Here is a 24,013-nt window from a genome sequence, read left to right as displayed (position 1 = left end):
TTCGGATGTGTTCGGTCTTCGCATCGGGGCAGACGCGTCAGGGGAGATCGGGCATGCCGTGGGGGGCGGGTGGTGTCACCGGGGCGTGGGGGACCGGAGGGCCAGGGTCGGCGGGGATGCGGTCGGCCAGGAAGCCGTACGCGCGCCGCAGTCCGGGGTCGTCGAGCGAGCGCCACCACTGGTGGACGCCGTACCAGCCGGGCGCGGCCAGGGCCCCGCCGTGCCGGCGTACGGACAGTCCGGCGGCCAGCACCGCGAAGCGCAGCCGCTCCTCCAGGGGCCAGCCCTCCAGCGAGGCCGCGACGAAACTCGCGCCGAAGACGTCGCCGGCACCCGTCGCGTCCAGGACGTCGGTGGCCAGGGCGGGCACGTCCGCGTACTCGCCCGTGGTCTGGTCGACGGCGAGCGCGCCGTCGCCGCCGCGCGTGACCACGGCCACCGGCACCAGCTCGGACAGCTTGGCGAGCGCGTCGGCGGCCGTGTCGGTGCGGGTGTACGCCATCGCCTCGGTGTCGTTCGGGAGGAACGCGTGGCACAGGGCGAGCTGGTCGAGAAGGTCCGAGGACCACTGCTGGGTGGGGTCCCAGCCGACGTCCGCGTAGATCTTCGTGTCGTTCGCGGCGGCCTTGGCGAGCCAGTCGCGGGGTTCGGCCTCCAGGTGCACGAGGGCCGTGCGCGCGGCGGGCGGGTCGCCCATCAGCGCGTCCTGCGAGTACGGGGGCTCCTGGCCGTGGGTGACCAGGGCGCGGTCGTGCCCGTACGCGATCGAGACGGTGACCGGGGTGTGCCAGCCGTCCGCGGTACGGGAGAGCGAGAGGTCGATGTGCTCCTGGCCCGCGAGGACCTCACGGCAGTACGCGCCGTAGTAGTCGTCGCCGAACACCGTGGCCAGGGAGGTCCGCAGGCCGTAACGGGCCGCGGCCACGGCCAGGTTCGCGATGCCGCCCGGGCTCGTGCCCATCCCGTCGGTCCAGATCTCCTCGCCGGGGGTCGGCGGCCTGCCCAGACCGGTCAGGACGAGGTCGTAGAAGAGCAGCCCTGTCAGCAGCACATCGGGCCGCGGGTCGGGCCGTTCGTCACCCACGAGTGCGTCCTCTCGTCAAAACTCTTCATTTCCGGTGCACCGGATCGTGTTTCGGTGGACAGGATCGTGCGCGTCTCTGGCGGATTTGGCAATAGTTGAGCAGAACTGAGCATAGAAATGATTGGCAATGACGAGTACTGTTCACCGCGTGCTGGCAGAGCGACGACACCAACTCATCCTGCGGGCCCTGCGCTCCGGCGGCCCCGCGGCCGTGACCGACCTTTCGGAGCAGCTCGGCGTGAGCCCCGCCACAGTCCGGCGTGACCTGCTCAAACTGGAGGAGGAGGGCCTGCTCACCCGCGTACACGGCGGGGCGGTCGCCGAGGAGGGCGACCAGCCCTTCGCCGAGGTCGCCGAGGTGCGCGTGATCGAGAAGGACGCCATAGCGCAGCGCGCAGCGGCGCTGGTCGAGGACGGCCAGTCCGTGCTCCTCGACATCGGCACCACCGCCTACCGGCTGGCCAGGCAGCTGCACGGCCGCCGGATCACCGTCATCACCAGCAACCTCGTGGTGTACGAGGAACTGGTGGACGACGAGGCGATAGAGCTCGTGCTGCTCGGGGGCATGGTCCGCCGCGAGTACCGCTCGCTGGTCGGTTTCCTCACCGAGGACAACCTGCGCCAGCTGCATGCCGACTGGCTCTTCCTGGGAACCAGTGGGGTACGGCCGGGCGGGCAGGTGATGGACACGACCGTCGTGGAGGTACCGGTGAAGCGCGCCATGATCAAGGCGGCCGACCGGGTCGTCCTGCTCGCCGACCGTGCCAAGTTCCCGGGGACGGGGATGGCGAAGGTCTGCGGGCCCGAGGAACTGGACGTCGTGGTGACCAACGGACCGGCGGACGCCGGGACGCGGGCCGCCCTGGAGGAGGCGGGTGTGCGCGTGGTGCTGACATGACCGGTGTGCGCATCGGTGTGCCCAATGGCGTGCGCATCGGTGTGCGCAATGGCCCGGCCCCAGGGACCAGGCCCCCGAGGAACAGTGAAAGGGCAGTCGCGTGAAGCTGACGATTCTGGGCGGCGGCGGATTCCGCGTGCCGCTCGTGTACGGGGCGCTCCTCGGGGACCGCGGCGAGGGCCGCGTCACCGACGTCGTCCTGCACGACCTGGACCAGGGACGGCTCTCCGCCGTCGCCCGGGTCCTCGCCGAGCAGGGGGCCGGCGTCCCCGGCGCACCCGCCGTGACCGCCACCACGGACCTCGACGAGGCGCTGCGCGGCGCCGACTTCGTCTTCTCCGCGATCAGGGTCGGCGGCCTCGAAGGCCGCGCCGCCGACGAACGGGTCGCCCTCGACCAGGGCGTCCTCGGCCAGGAGACGGTCGGCGCCGGAGGCATCGCCTACGGCCTGCGCACGGTGCCCGTGGCCGTCGACATCGCCCGGCGGGTGGCCCGGCTCGCGCCCGACGCCTGGCTCATCAACTTCACCAACCCGGCCGGCCTGGTCACCGAGGCCATGTCCCACCACCTCGGCGACCGCGTCATCGGCATCTGCGACTCACCGGTCGGACTCGGCCGCCGCATCGCCCGCGTGCTGGGCGCCGACCCGCGCGAGGCCTGGATCGACTACGTCGGCCTCAACCACCTCGGCTGGGTGCGCGGACTGCACGTCGCCGGACGCGACGAACTCCCGCGGCTGCTCGCCGACCCGGACCTCCTCGGCTCCTTCGAGGAGGGCAAGCTCTTCGGCACCGACTGGCTCCGGTCGCTCGGCGCGATCCCGAACGAGTACCTGCACTACTACTACTTCAACCGCGAGACCGTCCGCGCCTACCGGCAGGCCGAGAAGACCCGCGGCGCGTTCCTCCGCGACCAACAGGCCCATTTCTACGAGGAGATGAGCCGGCCGGACAGCGCCGCCCTCACCGCCTGGGACCGTACCCGCGCCGAGCGCGAGGCCACGTACATGTCCGAGAACCGGGAGACGGCCGGCGCGGGCGAGCGCGACGCCGACGACCTATCCGGCGGCTACGAGAAGGTGGCGCTCGCCCTGATGCGGGCCATCGCCCGCGACGAGCGCACCACGCTCATCCTCAACGTCCGCAACCAGGGCACCCTCTCCGTGCTCGACGCGGACGCCGTCATCGAGGTGCCCTGCCACGTCGACGCCAACGGCGCGCACCCGGTCTCCGTGGCCCCGCTGCCCGACCACGCGACCGGCCTGGTGTGCGCGGTGAAGGCGGTGGAGCGCGAGGTGCTCGCCGCCGCGGAGTCCGGCTCGCGCGCGACGGCCGTGAAGGCCTTCGCCCTGCACCCGCTCGTCGACTCCGTGAACGTCGCCCGGGACCTGGTCGACGGGTACACCGCGGCCCACCCCGGTCTGGCCTACCTCAAGTAAAAGCCGGCCCCCGCACGGCCGGCCCCGCACCGCTTGCCCCGCACCGCTTGCCCCGCACCGCTTGCCCCGCACAGCTTGTCCCGCTCCGCTTCTTTCCGCTGTCTGGAGATGTACATGCACGACGAACGCCGGCGCATCGAGGAGCGCGTCCAGCGCCTTCACGACCAGCGCGTCAAGGCCGCGATCTACGCCGCCGCCGTGCCCTTCGAGGTCGAGGCCTGGCAGGCGCCGGGGGAGCCCGTCCCCTTCGAAGAGGCCGCGTCCGCCCCGTACGCGCCGTTCGCGATGGACACCCCGTGGGGCCCGCCCTGGGGCACGACCTGGTTCCGGATGCGCGGGCAGGTGCCCGCCGAGTGGGCGGGCCGGCGCGTCGAGGCCGTCATCGACCTCGGCTTCGTCGGCGACTGGCCCGGCAACCAGGCCGAGGCCCTCGTCCACCGCACGGACGGCACCCCGCTGAAGGCCGTCAACCCGCTCAACCAGTACGTGGCGATCGCCGACCCGGCGACCGGCGGCGAGGGGATCGACTACCTGGTCGAGGCGGCCTCCAACCCGGACATCCTCGCCGATGACTTCGCGAAGACCACCCCGATGGGTGACGTCCGCACCGCGGGCGACAAGCCCCTCTACACCTTCCGGCGCGCCGACATCGCGATCCTCGACGAGCAGGTCTGGCACCTCGACCTGGACCTCCAGGTACTGCGCGAGCTGATGCATGAGCTGGGCGAGCACGACCCGCGCAGGCACGAGATCCTGCACACCCTGGACCGGGCCATGGACCTGCTGGACCTCGACGACGTCTCCGGTTCGGCGGCGGACGTACGGGCCGCGCTGAAGCCGGCGCTGTCCAGACCCGCCAACGCCAGCGCCCACATCGTCTCCGGCGTCGGCCACGCGCACATCGACTCCGCCTGGCTCTGGCCGATCCGTGAGACCAAGCGCAAGACGTCCCGCACCTTCTCGAACGTCACCTCGCTCGCCGACGAGTACGACGACTTCGTCTTCGCCTGCTCGCAGGCCCAGCAGTACGAATGGGTCCGCGACAACCACCCGAAGATCTGGGCCCGCATCCAGGAGTCGGTCAAGAAGGGCCAGTGGGCGCCGGTCGGCGGCATGTGGGTCGAGGCCGACGGCAACCTGCCCGGCGGCGAGGCCGTCGCCCGCCAGCTCATCCACGGCAAGCGGTTCTTCATCGAGCACTTCGGCGTCGAGACCAAGGGCGTGTGGCTGCCGGACTCCTTCGGCTACTCCGCGGCCTACCCGCAGCTCGCCAAGCTCGCGGGCAACGAGTGGTTCCTCACCCAGAAGATCTCCTGGAACCAGACCAACAAGTTCCCGCACCACACCTTCTGGTGGGAGGGCATCGACGGCACGCGGATCTTCACGCACTTCCCGCCGATCGACACCTACAACGCCAGCTTCACCGGCGAGGAGATGGCCCTCGCCTCGCGCAACTACCAGGAGAAGGGCGTGGCCAAGCGCTCGCTGGCCCCCTTCGGCCACGGCGACGGCGGCGGCGGCCCGACCCGAGAGATCATGGAACGGGCGCGCAGGCTGGCCGATCTGGAGGGCTCACCGAAGGTCGTCGTCGAGCACCCCGACGCGTTCTTCGCCAAGGCCCGCGAGGAGTACCCCGACGCGCCGGTCTGGGCCGGCGAGCTCTACCTGGAGCTGCACCGCGCCACCTACACCTCGCAGGCCCGCACCAAGCAGGGCAACCGCCGCAGTGAACACCGGCTCCGCGAGGCCGAGTTGTGGGCCACGACGGCCGCGCTGCACGTGCCCGGCTACGCCTATCCGCACGACAGGCTCGACCGGCTCTGGAAGACGGTCCTGCTCCACCAGTTCCACGACATCCTGCCTGGCTCCTCCATCGCCTGGGTGCACCGCGAGGCGGAGGCCGAGTACGCGCGCGTCGCGACGGAGGTCGAGGAGCTGACCGCCGAGGCGATCACCGCGCTCGGCACGGGCGGCGGCCCCCGCGTCTTCAACACGAGCCCGGCCGAACGCCGGGAAGTCGTACGGACCGCCGACGGCTCCCTGGCCCACACGGTCGTCCCGGCAGGCGGCAGCGCGCCCCTCGGCGCCGGCACCGGTGAGGCGCCCGGCCCGGTGACGGTCACCGGCCGCGTCCTCGACAACGGCCTGGTCCGCGTCGAGGTCGCCGAGGACGGCACCCTGTCCTCCGTACGCGACCTGCGCGCCGGCGGCCGTGAGGTCCTGGCGGGCCAGGGCAACCTGCTCCGGCTGCACACGGACCTGCCGAACAACTGGGACGCCTGGGACGTCGACAAGCACTACAAGAACCGCTACACCGACCTGCTGGACGCGTCGTCCGTGACCGTGGTCGAACAGGACCCGCTGCTCGGCGCGATCCGGGTCGAGCGCTCCTTCGGCAACGGCTCGCACATCACCCAGACGATCAGCCTGCGCGCCGGCAGCCCCCGCATCGACTTCGAGACGGACATCGACTGGCACGAGGCCGAGAAGTTCCTCAAGGCGGGCTTCCCGGTGGACATCCGGGCGGCGCACTCGTCCGCCGAGATCGCGTTCGGTCACATCCAGCGGCCCACGCACACCAACACCAGCTGGGAGGCGGCCCGCTTCGAGGTCTCCGGACACCGCTGGGTCCACCTCGGCGAACCCGGCTACGGCGTCGCGGTCATCAACGACTCCACGTACGGCCACGACGTCTCCCGCACGGTCCGCGAGGACGGGGGCACGACGACCACGGTCCGGCTCAGCCTGGTCCGCGCCCCGCGCATCCCGGACCCGGGGGCCGACCAGGGCAGGCACCGCTTCACCTACGCGCTGCTGCCGGGCGCGACCATCGAGGACTCGGTCGCCGAGGGCTACGCGCTCAACCTGCCGCTGCGGGTGGCGGACTCGGCGGGCACCCCCGAACCGGTCGTCTCCGTGGCCGGCGCGGGCGTGACCATCGAGGCGGTCAAGCTCGCCGACGACGCCTCGGGCGACGTGGTCGTACGCGTCTACGAGTCACGCGGCGGCCGTGCGCAGGCCACCCTGCGCACCGGCTTCCCGCTGGCCGGCGCCCAGCTCACCGACCTCCTGGAGCGCCCGCTGTCGACGGCCGGCACGGACGGCGACACCGTCCCCGTCACCCTGCGGCCCTTCGAGATCCAGACCCTGCGACTGGCCGTGGGGAGCCGGTGACCGCCCAGATGGTGACCGCCCTGATGCGGAAGCAGTGACACCGTTTCCCATGAAGAATTAAGGAAGCGGTAAAGGCACTGGTCACGGCGGGTTCTCGGCCGATTCGCCGCCCGTCGTGACCCGTGCTCGTTCCCCGGAGGACACCTGCGGTTCGCTCGACGCCCCTGTGATGAGGGGCAGTACGAGAGAAAGGTGTCACCGTGCGAGACCCCCGCATGTCCGCGATCGGCAAGGGGCTGAGGCGCCGCGGCAGACTGATGGCCCAGGCGGTGAGCCCACCGCGCCGCACCCTCGACGCCGTACCCACGCCCCGCGACACCGAGGACGCGTACGTCGCCCCGCGCGTCCCGCGCCTGGTGGACTCGCCGGTCTTCGTCCTGTCCTGCGTGCGCTCGGGTTCGACGCTCCTGCGGGTCCTGCTGAACAGCCACAGCAGCATCCGGGCCCCGCACGAGATGCATCTGCGCACCCTCCACGTCCATCTGTCCCGTGACTTCACCGCCGACGCCATGCGGGCGCTGGAGCTGGACAAGGACGAGCTGGAGCACACGCTGTGGGACCGGGTGATGCACCTGGAACTCGCCCGCAGCGGCAAGCAGATCATCGTCGACAAGACCCCGCCGAACACCCTCATCTGGCCCCGCCTGCACCGATGTTGGCCCAACGCCCGCTACATCGTGCTGCTGCGCCACCCCGGCGCCGTCGTCGCCTCCCTCACCGACCGCCGCACCGACCCGGACCACGAACAGATCCACGCCGAGGTCCTCGACTACGGCGAGCGGCTCGACGAGGCCCGCCGCGCCCTCGACGTCCACGTGGTGACGTACGAGGAACTCACCGCCGACCCGGAGCGGACCACGCGCGGGCTGTGCGCGTACCTCGGCGTCCCCTGGGAGAGCGGGATGCTCGACTACGGCACGCAGGACCACGGCACCTTCCGCCCTCAGCTCGGCGACTGGAGCCCCACCATCAGGTCGGGCCGCATCCAGCCGGCCCGCGCGGCCGACCCCACGGCCGAACTGCCGCCCCGGCTGGCCGAGTTGGCGAAGGCGTGGGGCTACCCGGCCGGCTGACGGCGAGGTGACACGTGCGCCGGGCCGACAGCCGGGCCGACACGGGCGGGTCAGTCCGTCAGTCCGTCAGACGGTCAAGGGGCGGTCCGAGGCCTGCGCGGAGTGAGCCGGCCGGGTCGCCTCGGCCGGCTGCGTGGCCGCCGTGGCCTCCGGCGCCGGTACGGCGGCGGGGAGGTCCAGGTGGTCCGCCGGCTGCCGCTCCGGCACCGACACCGGACGTACCGCGCGCGGCCCGGAGACCACCGCGTAGTCCTGGCCGAGGAACGGCGGGACGAGATCGCCGGGCTCCTCACCGAGCGCGAGGCGCACGGCGGCCCACGGAGCGTTGATCCCGCACTGCGAGAGCTGGTGCAGACCGCCCGCCGGGCGCGTGTTGACGTCCATCAGGACCGGCTCGTCACCGAACATCCGGAACTGGATGTTCGTCAGGTAGTGCAGCCCGAACCCCTCCGCGAGGACCCGCGCCGGCTCGGTCCACCGCGGGTCGAGCGTGAAACCGCGCCGCCGCCCGTTCTTCGTACGGCCCACGGCCATCCGGACCCGCCCGTCCGGACCGGTGAGGCAGTCCACGGACACCTCCGGCTCCCCCAGAAGGGGCATGACCAGCCAGTCCACGGGCTCGTCCGCCTGACGCAGCGCCTGGACGACCAGGTCCAGCGGCATGTACGGGCTGGGGAAGCCGCTCAGGTGCATGAGCGAGAAGGGGGTGCGCGTGATGATGCGGAAACCGACCCCGCCCGCTCCGGAGGCCGGCTTGAAGCACGCCTTGTGGCCTGCCGCCTCCAGCTCGTCGACCGCCGCGATCAGCTCGTCCGCGGTGCGGACCCGCCACCACGGCGGCACCGGCACGCCGAGCTTCTCGACCGCCTCGTACGCGACAACCTTGTCCTGGAAGGTGTGCACGGCCTCGGCGGGCGGCGCGAGCAGCGCCGTACCGGCCGCGGCGAACTCCTCGCGGTGCCCGGCCAGGGCCGCCTGGTGCAGGACGGGCACGAACACGTCGATCGAGTACCGGGCGCAGTGGTCGAGCGCGTACTCGACGTAGGCGGCCGGGGACAGCCCCTCCGGCTCCATCGCGGCGAAGTCCGCGGCGGCCAGGATGGGGGAGTCGGGGTCACCGTGGGTCGCATGGATCTCGACCGCGCGGCCACACGGATTTCGCCGTAGCTGATCCATGAAGAACACGTTCTCCGCGTACGTGCGGTTGAGCCAGACGCGTACGCGAGAGACCATGCAGGCCGCCTTTCAGGTTCGCGGGCACGGCGAAGCAGGCCGTGCCCGGCCAAGAGGTGAGTGGGTACACAAAAACCGCCGTTCGAAAACGGGATTCGTGGGCGGTTGTGTAGGGCCGATCATAGGGCTTCCCGAGCAGTGCTGCTGCTACGGGCGTGTTACGGATTGCCCGGACGGGCCCGCAGGGGCTCCCGTGCCAGGTCAGGGCCCCTGTGCCCGGTCCGCCCCGAACGGCCGGGGGGACGCCTCGATCACCGTCGGCACGTCGGCCGTCGAGGGCACCACCAGGTACTTTCGGCGCCCGGCGGATCACGCGCACCGCCCGGTCGTCGCCCACACGGGCGTGTCGCGGAGCACGCCGCGGAGTGCTGCGGCACTCGGCGGGACGTCACCCGCACGGCCCCGCCGGCAGTCGCTCTTGTACGCGGGAGCGCGCGTATGTTCTTGTGTTCCCATCCGGGCGGCCGACAGGCGACCCGGGCCACGACAGGGGGGCGAGGGTGACGACGGCTGACCGTCAGGGCCGGCTGCTGGCCATCAGCGACCTGCACATCGGATACGCCGAGAACCGCGCCCTCGTCGAGAGGATGCGCCCCGAGACCGACGACGACTGGCTCCTCGTGGCCGGCGACGTCGCGGAGACGGTGGCCGACATCCGCTGGGCCCTCGAAACCCTCGGCGCCCGCTTCCGCAAAGTGATCTGGGCACCGGGCAACCACGAACTGTGGACCCATCCCTCGGACGCCGTCACCCTGCGCGGGGTGGCCCGCTACGAACACCTCGTCGAGCTCTGCCGCGAGCTGGGCGTGACCACCCCGGAGGACCCCTACCCCGTGTGGGAGGGCCCCGGAGGACCGGTCGCCGTGGCCCCGCTCTTCCTCCTCTACGACTACTCGTTCCTGCCCGCGGGCTGCGCGACCAAGGAAGAGGGCCTCGCGTACGCCCACGGGACCGGCGTCGTCTGCACGGACGAGCACCTGCTCCACCCCGACCCGTACCCCAGCCGTGAGGCCTGGTGCCGGGCCCGGGTGGCCGAGACCGGACGCAGGCTCGCGGAGATCCCCGCCGAACTGCCCACGGTGCTCGTCAACCACTACCCGCTGGACCGGCACCCCACCGAGGTCCTCTGGTACCCGGAGTTCGCCATGTGGTGCGGCACCCGGCTCACCGCGGACTGGCACCGCACCCACCGGGTGGCCGCCATGGTCTACGGCCACCTGCACATCCCCCGCACCACCTGGCTCGACGGCGTCCGCTTCGAAGAGGTGTCGGTGGGTTACCCCCGCGAGTGGCGCAAGCGCTCGGAACCTCCGGGCACACTGCGCCGCATTCTGCCGATGGAGGTCGGATCAGGTGATCGAGGAGTTGCTCCCTGAGTCGGTCGTGGCCGTGGAGGCACACGCCGACGAACACACCGGGGGCACCCGGGCCGCGACGCCGTACCCCGAGCTGTATCCCGAGGAAGAGGCCCTGATCGCGCGCGCCGTCGAGAAACGGCGCCGCGAGTTCACCGTCGTACGCGGCTGCGCCCGGCGCGCCATGGAGAAGCTCGGCGTGCCCCCGCAGGCCGTCCTGCCCGGCGACCGGGGAGCCCCGAGGTGGCCCGCCGGGCTGATCGGCAGCATGACGCACTGCGAGGGATACGCCGCCGCCGCACTGGCCCGGGCCGGCGACCTGGCCTCGCTCGGCATCGACGCGGAGCCCCATCGGCCGCTCCCGGACGACGTGCTGTCGTCGGTGGCGCTGCCCGACGAGGAGCGGCGGCTGCGCGTCCTCGCCGGGGAGCGGCCAGGGATCCACTGGGACCGGCTCCTGTTCAGTGCCAAGGAGTCGGTCTACAAGGCGTGGTTCCCCCTCACCGGGAAGTGGCTCGACTTCACCGAGGCGGACATCGAGGTCTTCACGGATCCCGGACACACCACGTCCGGCGGCCTGCGCGCCGGACTCCTCGTACCCGGTCCGGTGGTGGACGGCCGTCGCATCGGCCGCTTCGAGGGGCGCTGGACGGTGCGCCGGGGACTCGTGGCGACCTCGGTGACCGTCCCGCACGGGCGAGGCTGAGCGCGTCCGCGGACCGGTCCACGGACCGGCCGGTGGACTGACGGTGGCTCATCACGCCTCCGGGCACCAGGTGTGCAGCAGCCGGAAGAACGCCTCCTCGTTGCCCGCGAGGCCCGCCGCGGCCAGTGCGTGCTCCGCCTCCGCGAGGGCGCCCGGCGGCACGAGGGGTGGTCGGCCCGAACCCGACGGGCCGTCCAACGCGGCTCGTACGGTCTGCAACAGGCGCAGATAGGCCTGAACGGCGGTGCGTTCGTGATCGGTCAGTACGGCGGTCGGCATCGGAAGGCCCTCCCGGTTCGGCTCGGCTTCGGTGCTGCGGTCGTGCGCACGCCACCGCACAGCGGTGGTGCTGGGTCCAGCTTGCCGTCCGCCACTGACAATGCCCTTTCCGTACGGGTTCGTTCGCCCGGTCGGCGGAGGGGAAACCCTCAGCGGGCCTGCTCGGGGAACTCGCTCCGCGGCCCGGCCGCGCACCCGCTCCGGGCGTCCGCGACGACGGGTGACCGGCGCAGGGCGAGGGCCATCCGCACGAGATCGCGCGGCCCCTCGACGGCCGGGGGAGCGGGCGTCCTCGCGGAGGCGATGACCCTGCCCTCCGGGTCGGCGGCCTTGGCCCGTACCGCCGCAGCCACCATCGCCGCGTCTGCCTCGGCCCGCGCCTGGGCGGCGTCGGAGCCCGCCGCGAGCGCCGCGTCACGGGCCCGCGCCCGCAGCGCGGCGTCGAAGTACGGATACAGGACGAGCATGCCGTCGTGGATGTCCGACTCCCGCTGGGTGACCCGCAGTTCGGCGGAGGACCACCAGGACATCCGCACCGCGCGCCCCGCGTGCGGCGACACCGGCGCCAGCTCGCGCCACAGCGGCCCCAGACGGTGGTACGTCGACAGGGCCGACCAGGTGTCACCGGCCCGCTGGCAGGCCAGCGGAAGACAGAAGCCGACCGCACTGATCAGGGCACCGGCCGAGGCGAGCCCCGGGGCCACGTCGGAGCTGAGGTGGTCGAGGTTCCCGCCGTTCCAGCGCGCGACGACGGCGGTGAACTTGGCGGTCAGATAGGCGATGTTGCACACATAGCCCGCCACGATGACCAGCAGCCCGGCCCGCAGCCGGCCCTGGACCTGAAGGGCCCAGCGACCGCACATCACGTTCATCGCGACGCCCGCGACGGCCAGCGCGGCGAGATAGAGCACGATCATCTCGCGGACGAACGGCTCGTCGGCGTAGTACGTGTCGAAGTCCCGCAGCCGTTCGACCGGTGTGTCACCGAGGGCGAACAGCACGAGCAGCGCCACGATCACGACGCCGTATCCGGTGATCCAGCGCCGGGACGTCCGGCGGGTCGACCCGGGCGGCCCGCCGCGCCAGTTGACGATCAGCACCAGACAGGCCGCGCTGTACGCGCTCAGCAGGCAGTAGACGATCGGCGCCGAAACGTTCGTGACGCCCAGGACGTCGTTGACCTCCTCGATGGTCGGCGGCGCGGCGAAGAGGAACACCAGCCCCGTCAGCGCCATCAGCGAACACACCGACCGGAGCAGCGGATCGTGCCAGGAACGCAGCAGCGAGGGGCCCTTGACGGCGAGTACGGCCGCCATGGCGACCGCGGGAACGTAGTACCCGGACCCGTCCACGATGCGCCGGCGCCCTCAGCCCTGCGGCCCGCGGTAGCCCAGGGAGGCTTCGAGCCGGCCCGCGAGCCCGTCCCGCCGCAGGGGCCCGCGCAGCGGCGAACCGGCCAGCCACACCCGGCACTTGCTGGCCAGCAGCAGGCCGAAGCTCTCGGCGTCCTTCTCGTCCGCCAGGTCGAAACGGGTCCGCGCCGCCACGGTCAGGACGGCCGCCCGCAGGTCCGCGTCGTCCGACAGCAGGCGGGCGGCGACGGCCGCGCCCGCCACGTGACGGCCGCAGTGGCCCGCGTTCATGTGCCACAGCTCGTGCCCGAGTATCACCAGCTGGTGGTCGGGCGCGGTGCGCTCCTCGATGACGACGAGGTCCTGTTCCGCCATGTCGAGCCAGAGCCCGCTGGCGGTGCCCGGCGGGAAGGAGGCCGTACGGAACCTGACCGGGCGGCCCCGCCGTCTGCTCATGGCCCCGCACAGTGCCGCGTACAGCTCCCCGGGTTCCGCCGGCGCCGGGAGCGAGAGCTCGTCGACCAGCTCGCCGCACAGGCGGCGCATGTCCCTTCCGATGCCCACCGCAGTCCCCCGGATCACGACTCTGGCCGCTTGACGCTCTCCAGGAGCATGTCCAGCCACTCGGCGACCTTGTCCCGGTGCTGGTCGGTGGGCAGCTGCGCGGCCCGCCAGGCGATGCCGCGCACCCCGTGGTCCTGGAGCAGCCGCTCCAGCGGGTCCTGTGCGACCGTCGGGGCCGCCCGGCGCTCCCGGTCGGCGAGCCGCTGCAGCAGATCCTGCTCGGTGCGCTGGAGGGCGCCGGCGAGCGCTTCGGGGTCCTCGGCGGTGAGGAAACCGGCGTGGACGCGGAAGAAGCGCTGGATGGCGTCGCAGTGCTCCATCGTCGGGCGCCGGTCGCCGTTGATGAGCGCGCCCGCCTGCTGGCGCGACATGCCCGCGCCGTCCGCGATCTCCTGCTGCGTGTAGCGGCGGCCGTTCGGCTTCAGGCGGGTACGGCGCAGCAGGCCCAGGCGTTGCAGGAAACGGGCCTGGAGGTCGGGCTCGCCCGCGGGCCGCCCGTTCAGCAGGGGCCGGACCACGGCCTCGGGGACACCCGACGCGACGGACAGGCGGCGGACGTCGAACACCTCGCGGTGCGGTGCGCCGAGCCGGTCGGCCAGACCGGCGACCCGGCCCACGACGGCCGGCAGCAGACCCGTCGCCGTGGCGCCCGGAACCTCGAAGCCATCCGTCACCGACAGTTCTCCTACGTCTCAATCGACCGACCGCTGAGGGGGAACCGCATCCCTCCGGACGTGAAGTCCTCGTGGGGATCCGCGTTGTGCAGCGTGAACTGCCCGAAGACCGGAGAGTAGCCCTTGGTCGAACTCACATCCAGGCCTCGCCACAACTGTGGCGGGAATCAGTCGTCAACCGGCGTCGAATGCCACGATAGTTGACACCGCTCCGGCCGGGGTAGCAGGATCACGACGCCGCGTGAAGGCCGCAGAGGCAAGAGGGGTGGACCTCCCGATGGCGTACCAGGCAGGAGGGCCCCGGCCGCAGCCGCGGCCCGTCCCCGAGAGTCTTGAGGCCCAGGCGTATCTCCAGGACTACGCAGCACTCCTGGACGCCGTCACCTTTCCGTCCGTCGTCGTCGACCACCGGTGGGACGTCGTGCTCGCCAACGGTGCGTTCGAGACACTTTTCCGTGAGGTCGGCCCGCACCCCACCGCCATGCCGGGCGACAATTTCCTCCGGTTCGTCCTGTTCCACCCGGACGCCGGTACGGTCCTGGCCGAGCACGAGTCGAGCTGGTGTCTGCCGATGCTGGCGCACTTCGCCGCCGCCGTGGAGCGGTACGGCCACGACCACGGGCTCCAGGCGATCCTGCGGGACATCGCCCAGGACCCGATCATGGACGCCGCCTACCGGCACGGCCTGCCGCACTGGATCCGCTCGGTGGGCGCGCACGCCGTCGAGCACGACGGCGCGGTACGGCCCCTGCTGCACCCGGACCCGCGGTGGGGGAGTACCTGCCGGATCGTCGGCGAGACCCCCAAGTCCCTGCACGACATGGGGTACACGCGGCTGACCCTGGTCCTGCGCGAGGCCGGCCGCCCGACGCCCGCGGCCCGCCGGACGAGCCGGGCCGGCCGCCCGCGCCGCACGTCGAGCCACCTCAGCGTGGTGCCCGCCACCGAGGCGTGACACCCCTCCCAGGAAGCCGGGCGGGCAGGTTCGGGCCGGCCGGTTCAGTGCGGTGGCGGCGTGTCCGACGTGGGGTCCTTCGTCAGGCGGTCGACCGGCGTCCCGCGCTTCGCCGCCTGGATCTGCTCGTACACATGGGTGCGCAGCTCGGCGAAGCGCGGGGCCACCCGGGTGTGCAACTGGTCCCGGTCCGCGGGCAGGTCGATCTTCAGCTGCTCCTGCACGACGGTCGGTGAGGAGGAGAGGATCAGCACCCGTTCGCCGAGATAGACGGCCTCGTCGATGTCGTGCGTCACGAACAGGATCGTGATGCCCCGCTGCCGCCACAGCCCGCGGACCAGATCCTCCAGCTCGGCCCGGGTCTGGGCGTCCACCGCCGCGAACGGCTCGTCCATCAGCAGCACCTCGGGCTCGTACGCCAGGGCGCGGGCGATGGCCACCCGCTGCTGCATACCGCCCGACAGCTGCCACGGGTACGCGCCGGCGGCGTCCGTGAGCCCGACGGACTCCAGCGCGTCGGCGACCAGCTCACGCCGTCGGGCGGCGCCCAACTTCTTCTGCTTCAACGGCAGTTCGACGTTCTCGCCCACCCGCTTCCAGGGGAAGAGGCTGCGCCCGTACTCCTGGAAGACGACGGCCATGTCCGGCGGCGGCCCGGTCACCCGGCGGCCCCCCACCCGCACCTCGCCGGCCGTGGGTGTGAGCAGCCCGCCCACGCACTTCAGCAGGGTCGTCTTGCCGCAGCCTGAAGGGCCGACCAGACAGACGAGTTCACCGGCGTCCACCGTGAACGTCAGATCGCGCACCGCCTCCACGCGCCGGCCCGATCCCTCGTAGACCTTCTTGAGGCCGCTTACGTCGAGCATGGACCGCCCTTTCACGAGGTTCACGACGACCGCCGGGAGGCGTCGCGCAGACCGTGGTACCAGCCGAGCGCGCGCCGCTCGACCAGCCGGAAGAGGACCGACAGGACGAACCCGAGCAGACCGAGAAGAAGGATGCCGGTCCACATGTCGGGAATGGCGAAGCCGCGCTGGAACTGGACGATGGTGAAGCCGAGCCCGTTGCTGGCGGCGAACATCTCGCTGATGACCATCAGGATGAGGCCGATCGACAGCGCCTGGCGCAGCCCCGCGAAGATCTGCGGGCTCGCCGAACGCAGCACCACGTGCCGCAGGCGGGCGACGCCCGTGACGCCGTAGGAGCGGGCCGTCTCGGACATCACCGAGTCGACCGCCCGCACGCCCTCGACGGTGTTGAGCAGGATCGGCCAGACGCAGCCGCTCGCGATCACCGCGATCTTCATCGTGTCGCCGATGCCGGCGAACAGCATGATGACCGGGACGAGCACCGGCGGCGGCACCGCGCGCAGGAACTCCAGGACCGGCTCGCACACGGCCCGCACCCGCCGGTACGAGCCGATCACCGTGCCCAGCGCCACCCCCGCGACGGCCGCGCACCCGTAACCGGCCGTCAGCCGCGCCATGCTGGGCAGCACGTCCTGACGCAACCGCTCGCCGGTCCACACGTCCGGGAACGTGGTGAGGATGGTGCGCAGCGGCGGCCAGTAGACGTCGGTGCTGCTCTCCGAGGCGAACCACCACGCCGCGACGAGCACGGCGGGCAGGGCGACGACCAGGAGCAACCGCAGCGCGAAGTACCGTATCCGCGCGCTCACACCGCCACCTCCCCGCGCACGGACTGGTGCCAGGCCAGCGCCCGCCGTTCGACGGTCCGCGCGCCCACGTTGATGAGCAGCCCGAGCACACCGGTGACCACCACGAGCGCGTACATCTCCGGCACCGCCTGCGAGGTCTGGGCGACGGCGATCCGCGCGCCCAGCCCCGGGGCTCCGATGACGAGTTCGGCGGTCACGGCCAGGATCAGCGCCACCGCGGCGGCCAGCCGGACACCCGTCATGACGTACGGCAGGGCCGTGGGCCACAGCACGTGGCGGACCCGCGCCCAGGGGCCGAGGCCGTACGAGCGGGCGGTCTCCTCGGCGACCGGGTCGACGTCCTGGACGCCGTACATGACCTGCACGAGGACCTGCCAGAACGACGCGTAGACGACCAGGAGGAGGACCGAACGCAGTTCCGTGCCGTACAGCAGCACGGCCAGCGGGATCAGCGCGACCGACGGGATCGGGCGCAGGAACTCGATCGTCGAGGCGGTCGCCTCGCGAAGGTACGGGGTGACGGAGATCAGGACGCCCGCGAGGATGCCCGCGGTCACGGCGATCGCGAGGCCGATCGCCCAGCCGGTGAGCGTGTCCCCGAGCGCGGTCCAGAACGCGTCGTCGGCGAGCTCCGTGGCGAGCGCGTCGGCGATGCGGCTGGTCGGCGGGAAGTAGTCCTCGTCGACGAGGCCGAGCCGCGGCACCGCCTCGCCGAGGGCGAGGAAGGCCGCGAGCCCGGCCGCGCCCAGCAGGGCGTTGGAGCCCCTCACGGAAGCAGCTTGTCCAGGTCCGGCGCCTTCTCGAACAGGCCGTCCTGCACGCCGAGTTCGGACAGCCGCTCGATGGACGCGCGGTCCGGCTCCGCCGGCCACCGGGGCAGCGTGAGCGTCTTCACCAGGGGCGCCGGGATCTTCGTGTACGTGGTGATGATCTCGCGGACCTCGTCCGGATGGCTGTCGGCGTACTTGAGGGACGCGGCGGTCGCCTCCTGGAACTTCTTCACCATCTCCGGGTTCTGCTGCGCGTACTGCCGGGAGGTGAAGTACATGGCCACGGTGAGGTCGGGCGACACGTCGAAGAAGAGCGAGGCGATGGACGTGCCGCCCTTGGCCTTGATGCCTGCGAGCGCGGGTTCCACGACGCAGGCCGCGTCCACCCGGCCGCCTTCGAGCGCGGCCCCCATCTGGTCGAAGGGCATCTCCACGAACTCCACCTTCGACGGGTCGCCGCCGTCCTTGCGGACCGACTCCCTGGTCGAGGTGTCACAGATGTTGTTGAGAGTGTTGGCGGCGACCTTCTTGCCCTCCACGTCCTTCGCGGACTTGAGGGGGCTGCCCTTCTTCACGGCGAGCTCCGCGAAGTCGGCGCCCTCCTCGCCGGTGGACGCCACGCCGTTCACCACGGCCTTGACCGGCACGTTCTTGGAGTCGGCGACCAGCAGGGACGTGGTGTTGCTGAAGCCGAAGTCGAACTGGCCCGAGACCACGCCGGGCACGATCGCAGCCCCGCCCTGCGCGCTCGTCAGCGACAGCTTGATGCCCCGGTCGCTGTAGAAGCCCTTCTTCTGGCCCAGGTACAGGGGGGCGACATCGACGATGGGGATGAGGCCGACCTCGACCGTGGCGGTACCACCGGACGCCTTGTCCGACCCCGAGGAATCGGTCCCCGACGAGTCGGACGAGTCGGACGAACCGCAGGCCGTCGCGGCGACGCACAGGGCGCCGGTCACGAGGCCGATGAGCAGACGACGCATGACTCCCCCTAGTGGGACAGTTCTTCGACAGACCGTGCGCAGACCGCACAGAAGTGCTCAGCGGGAACGTAGGACCTGGCCGGGGAACAGGTCAATGCCCTTGACGCGCAAGGTCGTTGACAGTTGCCGAAGCGTGCTCCTAGCGTGCGCAGAGCGCACCCCCGTGCGTCCCGTGGAGGCGACGATGCCTGCTGGAGCCCGCGAACCGCATTTCGTCCGTTCCTTCGAGCGCGGCCTCGCGGTCATCCGCGCCTTCGACGCCGACCATCCGGAGCTCACGCTCAGCGAGGTGGCGCGGGTCAGCGACCTGACCCGCGCGGCGGCCCGCCGCTTCCTGCTGACGCTCTTCGACCTGGGATACGTGACGACGGACGGCCGGATGTTCCGGCTCACCCCGCGCGTCCTGGAACTCGGCTACTCCTACCTGTCCAGTTTCACCCTGCCGCAGATCGCCGAGCCGCATCTGGAGCGACTCGTCGCGCAGATACGGGAGTCGTCGTCCCTGTGCGTCCTCGACGGCGACGACATCGTGTACGTCGCCCGCGTACCGACGCACCGCATCATGACCGCGACGATCACCGTCGGCACCCGCTTCCCGGCCCATGTGACCTCCGTGGGACGGGTGTTGCTCGCGCAGCTGCCCGACGAGGAGCTCGACGTCCGGGTGGCGCGCGCGGACCTGCGGCCCCTGACGGCCCGCACGATCGTCTCGGCGGACCTGCTCCGCACCGAACTGCGCCGGGTGCGCCGTCAGGGGTACGCGATCGTCGACCAGGAACTGGAGGAGGGGCTGCGCTCGGTCGCCGTCCCGGTGCGCGACCGGGACGGCGAGGCGGTGGCGGCGGTCAACATCCCGGTGCACGCCAGCCGCAACTCCGTCGAGTCCGTACGCCGCGACCTGCTGCCGAACCTGCTGGCCACGGTGGCCCGCATCGAGGCGGACCTGGGGCTCACAGGTCCAGCACGAGCCGCTTCCCGTGGCAGCGGGACACACAGATGAGCATGGTCTCGCCGGCCTGCCGCTCCTCGTCGTCAAGGACCGAGTCCCGGTGGTCCGGGGTGCCGTCGAGGACGTCCGTCTCGCAGGTACCGCAGGTGCCCTCGGTGCAGGAGAAGAGCACCTCGACGCCCGCCGCCCGCACGGTGTCGAGCACGGACACGTCCGCGGGGACGGTGAGGGTGCGGCCGGACCGCTCCAGGACCACCTCGAACTCGGTGTCCGCGGCTGCCTCTCCCTCTCCCTGCCCCTTTCCCGCCTCCTTGGCCCTGGGCTGGAAGCGCTCGACGTGCAGTGAGCCCGCCGGCCACCGCGCGCACCGCTCCTCGACCGCGTCCAGCAGGGGGCCGGGACCGCAGCAGTAGACGAGCGTGTCCGGCCGCGGGGTGGCGAGCAGGGAGTCGAGGTCGAGCAGCCCGCTCTCGTCCTGCGGGGCGAGGCGCACCCTGTCCCCGTACCGCTTCAACTCCTCGGTGAACGCCATGGAGTCGCGCGTGCGACCGCCGTACAGCAGCGTCCACCGCGCGCCCGCGGCCTCGGCCGCGGCCAGCATCGGCAGGATGGGGGTGATGCCGATGCCGCCCGCGACGAAGAGGTAGCGGGGCGACGGCCGGAGGGCGAAGTGGTTGCGCGGGCCGCGCACGCGGACCTTGCCGCCCGCCGCCAACTGACCGTGCACATGGGCCGATCCGCCGCGTCCGTCGGGCTCCCGCAGCACGGCTACCCGCCACGCGTGCCGGTCGGCCGGGTCACCGCACAGGGAGTACTGCCGTTCCAGGCCCGGGCCGAGCACCACATCGATGTGGGCGCCGGGCTCCCAGACCGGCAGTTCCTCGCCCAGCGGATGGCGGAGGGTGAGGGCGAGCACGCCGCCGGCCGCCAAGTGGCGTCGGTCGACGACGAGTTCGGCTTCGTACAGGGTCATGAGTCATGTCCTTGGGGGGTGTGTCCCTCGGGGTGGCCGAGCATCCATTCCCACATCGCGACCGGGTCCTCGGCGGCGTGCTCGGCCCCGCAGTGGCAGGTGCCGTGCAGTACGTCGGTGCCGGGCAGCCAGTCGATGCGGTAGACCTCGCCGGTCGGGCTGGTCACTGGACCTTCTCCATGGGCTTCGCGCCCTCCTCGACCAGCCGGGCGAGGATGCGGCGGGCGGCCAGACCACCGGTGTCGATGTTGATGCTCAGCTCCTGGTACCCGGTCCGCTCCGTGCCGAGCGTCCGCTGCAGCAGGTTGAGCGCGTCGACGTCCTGCATCACGACGGTGTGGTTGTTGGCCCGCAGGAACTCGGTCACCTCGGCGTCGTCGGTCGCCCAGTCCCGCGAGACCATCCAGAAGTCGTACACCGCGCCGTCGGCGGACGGGGTGATGGCGTACGTGATCTCCGTGTGGAAGCCGTTCGGATCGCTGCCGTCCGGCTCGGGTGCCACCCCGACCGGGGCGATGCGGCTGTGCAGCAGATACAGACACGGCGCGTGGTACTCGATGTCCTGCCAGCGGGTGATGCGCCCCTCGATACCCGTCGAACTGGCGTAGAACGGCGGGCACTCGGCGTCGTCCATGTGCCGGCTCACCCGTACGACGCCCGCGCCCTCGTCCACCTCGGTGCTGATCGGCGTCTCGGCGACCTCGGGGGTGCCGATGTAGCCGCCGTGCAGATACGTCTCGTGGGACAGGTCGAGGAGGTTGTCGACGAGGAGGCCGTAGTCGGCGTCGATCGGCTCCATCCCGCTGACGGTGACCCAGCCGGGGGAGTCGAGATGCCTGGCCCGCGGAATGGCCGCCGGGTCGGCGAGGGCCGGGTCGCCGATCCACACCCAGATCAGGGCGTCCTGCTCGACCACCGGGTAGGAGGCGACCCGGGCGGTGCGGGGCACGCGTTTCTGCCCCGGTACGTACACACAGGCGCCCGTCGTGTCGTACGTGAAGCCGTGGTAGCCGCAGACGATCCGGTCACCGTCGAGCCCGCTCTCGGACAGCGGGTAGCGGCGGTGCACACAGCGGTCGTGCAGGGCGACGGGCCGGGCGTCGTCCTCGGTCCGGTAGAACACGAGCGGCTCACCGAGAATGGTCCGCCCGAGCAACTCCCGCCCGACCTCCCGGGCGTAGGCGGCGACGTACCACTGGTTCCTGGCGAAGGCAGTCATGTGCGGCATGGCAGTTCCCGTCCCTGTCGGCGGGGTGTCCTCGCCCCGCGTGCCGTGGTTGGAATCAGGGTCGTGAGGCTTGCACCGACTTGGCAAGACGGCTTCTGCCAGGCGGAAGGACTTCTGTGAAGAGGCTGGTCAGAGCCTGGTTCTGGCAACTCCTGGTCGCCAGGGTGGAGTGTCGCGTGGTGCGGCCGTTCGGTTCGCGCTCGGGGGAGCCGGACTGTTGAGTATGTTGCCGCTGGTCAGGGTGGTGTGAGGTCGCATGCTGGTTCGCCTTGCGGGTGGGGTGACGCGGCGAGCAGCCGGGCCGATGAGCCGCTGTAGAGGCACTGAGTGGCGGTGGTCGGCTGGCAGGGACGGGGGGTTGACCAGCGGATTTTTATGTAACTCCTGCTGCTGGGCGGGCAGTTGGAGGGCACATCTGCCGACGGCCAGGAGAAATTCCCCACGTACGGCCAGTTCGATTCCCCAACTGGCAGTTGGGGGGTGACAGACGACCGTGCGCCCGCGGCGAACGGGGCAGTCCGGAAGTCGCTTCAGGGGGCGACGCGTCCTGGGACACCTGGGGCAGCGTGGAGGCGGTCGAGCAGGGTCGGTTGACGGGATTCACCTCGCGGTACGAGGCGTGGGGCATCCTGACCGGCGCCAGTGACGACATCGCGCCGGACTTGATCCGCGAGGGCGGCTATCGCGCCGTCGGCCTGGCCTTTCGTAGGACGCGGAAAGATCGCATGAGTGATGTCACCGGGCCCCCCTCCCTCCCCCGGGTGGTCCGTCCCTGAGCCGGGGATGTGCTCGGGCGCGCCATGAACGTACTCTCCGGCACGTAATCGTCCGCGAGAACAAAGGAGTTGATGGTGCCGACAGCAGTGGTGGTCGGAGCGGGTCCGGGCAGGTGCAGCCCATGAGCCATGAGCCATGAGCCATGAGCCATGAGCCATGAGCAGGCGCTGGCGGCGCGGGACGGCTTCGGGGACCGGCACCTCGGCTGGTTCAGCTTCCAGCTGCTCTGGGACGAGATCGTCCACGAACAGCCCGATCTGCTGGAGGAGTGACCGCGGCCTCGTTCCGTGTCGAGCTCCGCCGACAGGGCTCGACGTCTCTCAGCCCAGCGACCGGCCGGCCGACTCGGCCGCGGGTTCGTCCGTGTCCGCGGTCCCCTGCGCGACCGTGGTCCGGCCGGCGCGCAGCCGGGCGGCACCCGCCGCGATCGGCACCGAGAGGGCCGAGACCCCGGCGATGACGACGATCACCCAGGTGCCCTGGTGGTACCCGGACAGCATCTCGGCGGGGCCCGCGGTGTCCTCGTCGCCCATACGCACGGTGACCACGGCGAGCACCACCGCGGCGCCCACCTGGTACCCGGTCTGCAGGATGCCCGCGGCGAGCCCCTGCTCGGACTCGTCAACGCCGGTGGTGGCCTGCACGTTCGCCGCGGTGAAGGCGAACGGGAAGCCGATGCCGATCAGCAGCATGCTCGGCAGGAGCATCGTCCAGTACGAGGAGCCCTCGCCGAGGCGCAGGAACAGCAGGAAGGCCACGGCATAGGCGAGCATGCCGCCGAAGACCGGCCAGCGCAGCCCGGTGCGGCCGAGCCACTTCCCGGCACGCGGCGCGAAGATGAAGATCATCAGACCGATCGGCAGGAACGCGAAGGCCATCTCCAGTGGGGACCAGCCCCGGTAGGTCTGGAGGTAGAGACTGCCGACGAACTGGTAGCTCATGTAGGTGCCGAGGATCGCCGCGGCGATCAGGCTGGCGCCCACCAGCGACTTGTTGCGCAGCAGGCCGAGTCGCAGCAGCGGCTGCGGGGCGCGCGACTCGATGACCGCGAAGGCGGCGAGCAGCAGCACCGAGACCGCGAAAACACCGAGGGTGGTGTCGGAGAGCCAGCCCTCTGCCGGGGCCTGCACGATGGCGTAGACCAGCAGCAGCATGGCGGCGGTGACGGTGACCGCGCCGCCGGCGTCGTAGTGGCGCTTGCCGCCGTCGTGCGCGGGGTCCTTGGGGACCAGCAGCAGGGCGCCGACCAGGGCCGCGACGGCGACCGGCACGCTGAGCACGAACGTCCAGCGCCAGCTCGCCTCGGTCAGGGCACCGCCGACCACCACGCCGATGGAGTACCCGACGGCACCGCAGGCCGTGTAGATGCCCACGGCCCGGTTGCGCTGCGGGCCCTCCGGGAAGTTGCTCACGATGATCGACAGGGCTGAGGGCGCGGTCAGTGCGGCGCCGATGCCCATCACCAGCCTGCCGATGATCACCAGGGTCCCGTCGGTCGCCAGTCCGCCGGCCAGCGAGCCGACCGCGAGGACGGTGAGGCCGACGAGGAACACCCGCCGCTTGCCCAGCAGGTCNNTAGGCGCTCACCACCCACTGCGCGGCGGACGTGCTCATGTCGAACTCGTCCTTGATCTGGGGGGTGGCGATGCCGACCATGATGTTGTCCAGCGCGTCCAGGGAGAACGCGCCGCACACCACGACGAGCATTAACCATTCCCGAAGTCCCCACCGCACGGCGGGCTCCGTGCCGCCCGTGACGGGTGACGCGCCGTCTGCCGGGGCGTCGTCCGCGATAGTCATGAACAGAATCTCCTTCGGGGTCGGGGCGCCGTGCCACCGTGGTCGCCCAGCGAGGTGGGCGGGAGGGCGG

23 protein-coding genes and 1 pseudogene are annotated in these 24,013 nt (G+C 71.6%); 9 read left to right on the top strand and 15 right to left on the bottom strand.

Annotation, left to right across the window (positions count from 1 at the left end; genetic code table 11):
* Positions 1-37: 37 nt before the first annotated feature.
* Positions 38-1,084, bottom strand: a complete 1,047-nt coding sequence (locus AOK01_RS21330) for a carbohydrate kinase family protein (protein WP_055514086.1) — start codon at positions 1,082-1,084, stop codon at positions 38-40.
* A gap of 148 nt (positions 1,085-1,232) precedes the next feature.
* On the opposite strand from AOK01_RS21330, the gene AOK01_RS21325 reads away from it, so the two are divergent.
* From AOK01_RS21325 to AOK01_RS21310, 4 genes are all read left to right on the top strand, one after another.
* Positions 1,233-1,982, top strand: a complete 750-nt coding sequence (locus AOK01_RS21325; RefSeq protein WP_055514084.1) for a DeoR/GlpR family DNA-binding transcription regulator — start codon at positions 1,233-1,235, stop codon at positions 1,980-1,982.
* Between the two features lie 100 nt (positions 1,983-2,082).
* On the top strand, positions 2,083-3,420 hold the full coding sequence (locus tag AOK01_RS21320) for a 6-phospho-beta-glucosidase (protein WP_055514082.1): 1,338 nt from the start codon (positions 2,083-2,085) through the stop codon (positions 3,418-3,420).
* A gap of 114 nt (positions 3,421-3,534) precedes the next feature.
* Complete coding sequence (locus AOK01_RS21315) at positions 3,535-6,594, top strand: alpha-mannosidase (RefSeq protein ID WP_055514093.1); 3,060 nt, start codon at positions 3,535-3,537, stop codon at positions 6,592-6,594.
* A gap of 200 nt (positions 6,595-6,794) precedes the next feature.
* Positions 6,795-7,667 (top strand): sulfotransferase family protein, encoded by an 873-nt coding sequence (locus AOK01_RS21310; RefSeq protein WP_245702339.1) that lies wholly within the window; start codon positions 6,795-6,797, stop codon positions 7,665-7,667.
* A gap of 66 nt (positions 7,668-7,733) precedes the next feature.
* Here the strand turns inward: AOK01_RS21310 and AOK01_RS21305 are convergent, their stop codons facing one another.
* Complete coding sequence (locus AOK01_RS21305) at positions 7,734-8,900, bottom strand: ATP-grasp domain-containing protein (protein WP_055514077.1); 1,167 nt, start codon at positions 8,898-8,900, stop codon at positions 7,734-7,736.
* Positions 8,901-9,400: 500 nt separating this feature from the next.
* On the opposite strand from AOK01_RS21305, the gene AOK01_RS21300 reads away from it, so the two are divergent.
* Together AOK01_RS21300 and AOK01_RS21295 are read left to right on the top strand one after the other, a co-directional pair.
* On the top strand, positions 9,401-10,276 hold the full coding sequence (locus AOK01_RS21300) for a metallophosphoesterase family protein (RefSeq protein ID WP_055514075.1): 876 nt from the start codon (positions 9,401-9,403) through the stop codon (positions 10,274-10,276).
* Positions 10,254-10,961, top strand: a complete 708-nt coding sequence (locus AOK01_RS21295) for a 4'-phosphopantetheinyl transferase family protein (protein ID WP_055514073.1) — start codon at positions 10,254-10,256, stop codon at positions 10,959-10,961. The genes AOK01_RS21300 and AOK01_RS21295 overlap by 23 nt, the downstream gene beginning before the upstream one ends.
* A gap of 51 nt (positions 10,962-11,012) precedes the next feature.
* On the opposite strand, the gene AOK01_RS21290 is transcribed toward AOK01_RS21295, so the two are convergent.
* The 4 genes from AOK01_RS21290 to AOK01_RS21275 form a co-directional block, all read right to left on the bottom strand.
* On the bottom strand, positions 11,013-11,240 hold the full coding sequence (locus tag AOK01_RS21290; protein ID WP_055514091.1) for a hypothetical protein: 228 nt from the start codon (positions 11,238-11,240) through the stop codon (positions 11,013-11,015).
* A 149-nt stretch (positions 11,241-11,389) separates the two neighbouring features.
* On the bottom strand, positions 11,390-12,592 hold the full coding sequence (locus tag AOK01_RS21285) for an MAB_1171c family putative transporter (protein WP_055514071.1): 1,203 nt from the start codon (positions 12,590-12,592) through the stop codon (positions 11,390-11,392).
* A gap of 15 nt (positions 12,593-12,607) precedes the next feature.
* A complete protein-coding gene (locus tag AOK01_RS21280; protein WP_055514069.1) occupies positions 12,608-13,138 on the bottom strand; it encodes a hypothetical protein in 531 nt (176 codons plus the stop codon).
* Positions 13,139-13,170: 32 nt separating this feature from the next.
* Positions 13,171-13,830 (bottom strand): helix-turn-helix domain-containing protein, encoded by a 660-nt coding sequence (locus AOK01_RS21275; protein WP_055514067.1) that lies wholly within the window; start codon positions 13,828-13,830, stop codon positions 13,171-13,173.
* A 277-nt stretch (positions 13,831-14,107) separates the two neighbouring features.
* Here AOK01_RS21275 and AOK01_RS21270 point away from each other — a divergent pair, with 277 nt between their 5' ends.
* The gene (locus tag AOK01_RS21270) at positions 14,108-14,785 is read left to right on the top strand and encodes an MmyB family transcriptional regulator (protein WP_055514065.1); all 678 of its coding nucleotides are present in this window, start codon (positions 14,108-14,110) and stop codon (positions 14,783-14,785) included.
* Positions 14,786-14,829: 44 nt separating this feature from the next.
* On the opposite strand, the gene AOK01_RS21265 is transcribed toward AOK01_RS21270, so the two are convergent.
* From AOK01_RS21265 to AOK01_RS21250, 4 genes are read right to left on the bottom strand one after another with little or no spacing between them, the layout of a single operon-like run.
* On the bottom strand, positions 14,830-15,651 hold the full coding sequence (locus AOK01_RS21265; RefSeq protein WP_055514063.1) for an ABC transporter ATP-binding protein: 822 nt from the start codon (positions 15,649-15,651) through the stop codon (positions 14,830-14,832).
* A 20-nt stretch (positions 15,652-15,671) separates the two neighbouring features.
* On the bottom strand, positions 15,672-16,451 hold the full coding sequence (locus tag AOK01_RS21260) for an ABC transporter permease (RefSeq protein WP_055514090.1): 780 nt from the start codon (positions 16,449-16,451) through the stop codon (positions 15,672-15,674).
* A gap of 8 nt (positions 16,452-16,459) precedes the next feature.
* Complete coding sequence (locus AOK01_RS21255; RefSeq protein ID WP_055514061.1) at positions 16,460-17,233, bottom strand: ABC transporter permease; 774 nt, start codon at positions 17,231-17,233, stop codon at positions 16,460-16,462.
* Positions 17,230-18,216 (bottom strand): ABC transporter substrate-binding protein, encoded by a 987-nt coding sequence (locus AOK01_RS21250; protein WP_055514059.1) that lies wholly within the window; start codon positions 18,214-18,216, stop codon positions 17,230-17,232. Before AOK01_RS21250 ends, AOK01_RS21255 begins: the two co-directional genes overlap by 4 nt.
* A 184-nt stretch (positions 18,217-18,400) precedes the next feature.
* On the opposite strand from AOK01_RS21250, the gene AOK01_RS21245 reads away from it, so the two are divergent.
* Positions 18,401-19,216: an IclR family transcriptional regulator domain-containing protein gene (locus AOK01_RS21245; protein WP_055514057.1), complete on the top strand. Its 816-nt coding sequence runs from the start codon at positions 18,401-18,403 to the stop codon at positions 19,214-19,216.
* Here the strand turns inward: AOK01_RS21245 and AOK01_RS21240 are convergent.
* The 3 genes from AOK01_RS21240 to AOK01_RS21235 are packed head-to-tail and all read right to left on the bottom strand — an operon-like array spanning position 19,167 to position 21,366.
* Positions 19,167-20,138, bottom strand: a complete 972-nt coding sequence (locus AOK01_RS21240) for a PDR/VanB family oxidoreductase (RefSeq protein ID WP_055514056.1) — start codon at positions 20,136-20,138, stop codon at positions 19,167-19,169. The genes AOK01_RS21245 and AOK01_RS21240 overlap by 50 nt on opposite strands.
* A complete protein-coding gene (locus AOK01_RS44130) occupies positions 20,135-20,305 on the bottom strand; it encodes a hypothetical protein (RefSeq protein WP_169800150.1) in 171 nt (56 codons plus the stop codon). Before AOK01_RS44130 ends, AOK01_RS21240 begins: the two co-directional genes overlap by 4 nt.
* On the bottom strand, positions 20,302-21,366 hold the full coding sequence (locus AOK01_RS21235; RefSeq protein WP_213862124.1) for an aromatic ring-hydroxylating oxygenase subunit alpha: 1,065 nt from the start codon (positions 21,364-21,366) through the stop codon (positions 20,302-20,304). The genes AOK01_RS44130 and AOK01_RS21235 overlap by 4 nt, the downstream gene beginning before the upstream one ends.
* A 926-nt stretch (positions 21,367-22,292) precedes the next feature.
* Between AOK01_RS21235 and AOK01_RS46175 the strand changes: the two genes are divergently transcribed.
* On the top strand, positions 22,293-22,415 hold the full coding sequence (locus tag AOK01_RS46175; RefSeq protein ID WP_281181402.1) for a hypothetical protein: 123 nt from the start codon (positions 22,293-22,295) through the stop codon (positions 22,413-22,415).
* Positions 22,416-22,463: 48 nt separating this feature from the next.
* On the opposite strand, the gene AOK01_RS46590 is transcribed toward AOK01_RS46175, so the two are convergent.
* Entirely contained in the window at positions 22,464-23,711 is a 1,248-nt protein-coding gene (locus AOK01_RS46590) for an MFS transporter (protein ID WP_425424752.1), read from the bottom strand.
* A gap of 8 nt (positions 23,712-23,719) precedes the next feature.
* Positions 23,720-23,943: pseudogene (locus tag AOK01_RS44430) on the bottom strand (hypothetical protein); the annotation flags it as partial.
* Positions 23,944-24,013 lie beyond the last annotated feature (70 nt).

Origin of the sequence: Streptomyces aurantiacus, from assembly GCF_001418335.1 — a bacterium.
In the GTDB taxonomy this organism is placed as follows: domain Bacteria; phylum Actinomycetota; class Actinomycetes; order Streptomycetales; family Streptomycetaceae; genus Streptomyces; species Streptomyces aurantiacus.
Note: the sequence above shows the minus strand (reverse complement) of the source record. Positions and strands in the feature narration are given on the sequence as shown.

Coding starts and splice junctions, on each gene's coding strand:
- AOK01_RS21315 (WP_055514093.1), top strand. CDS start 3,535: ATGCACGACGAACGCCGGCGCATCGAGGAGCGCGTCCAGCGCCTTCAC.
- AOK01_RS21305 (WP_055514077.1), bottom strand. CDS start 8,900: ATGGTCTCTCGCGTACGCGTCTGGCTCAACCGCACGTACGCGGAGAAC.
- AOK01_RS21290 (WP_055514091.1), bottom strand. CDS start 11,240: ATGCCGACCGCCGTACTGACCGATCACGAACGCACCGCCGTTCAGGCC.
- AOK01_RS21280 (WP_055514069.1), bottom strand. CDS start 13,138: ATGCGCCGCCTGTGCGGCGAGCTGGTCGACGAGCTCTCGCTCCCGGCG.
- AOK01_RS21270 (WP_055514065.1), top strand. CDS start 14,108: ATGGCGTACCAGGCAGGAGGGCCCCGGCCGCAGCCGCGGCCCGTCCCC.
- AOK01_RS21265 (WP_055514063.1), bottom strand. CDS start 15,651: ATGCTCGACGTAAGCGGCCTCAAGAAGGTCTACGAGGGATCGGGCCGG.
- AOK01_RS21250 (WP_055514059.1), bottom strand. CDS start 18,216: ATGCGTCGTCTGCTCATCGGCCTCGTGACCGGCGCCCTGTGCGTCGCC.
- AOK01_RS21245 (WP_055514057.1), top strand. CDS start 18,401: ATGCCTGCTGGAGCCCGCGAACCGCATTTCGTCCGTTCCTTCGAGCGC.
- AOK01_RS21240 (WP_055514056.1), bottom strand. CDS start 20,138: ATGACCCTGTACGAAGCCGAACTCGTCGTCGACCGACGCCACTTGGCG.
- AOK01_RS21235 (WP_213862124.1), bottom strand. CDS start 21,366: ATGCCGCACATGACTGCCTTCGCCAGGAACCAGTGGTACGTCGCCGCC.
- AOK01_RS46175 (WP_281181402.1), top strand. CDS start 22,293: ATGAGCCATGAGCAGGCGCTGGCGGCGCGGGACGGCTTCGGGGACCGG.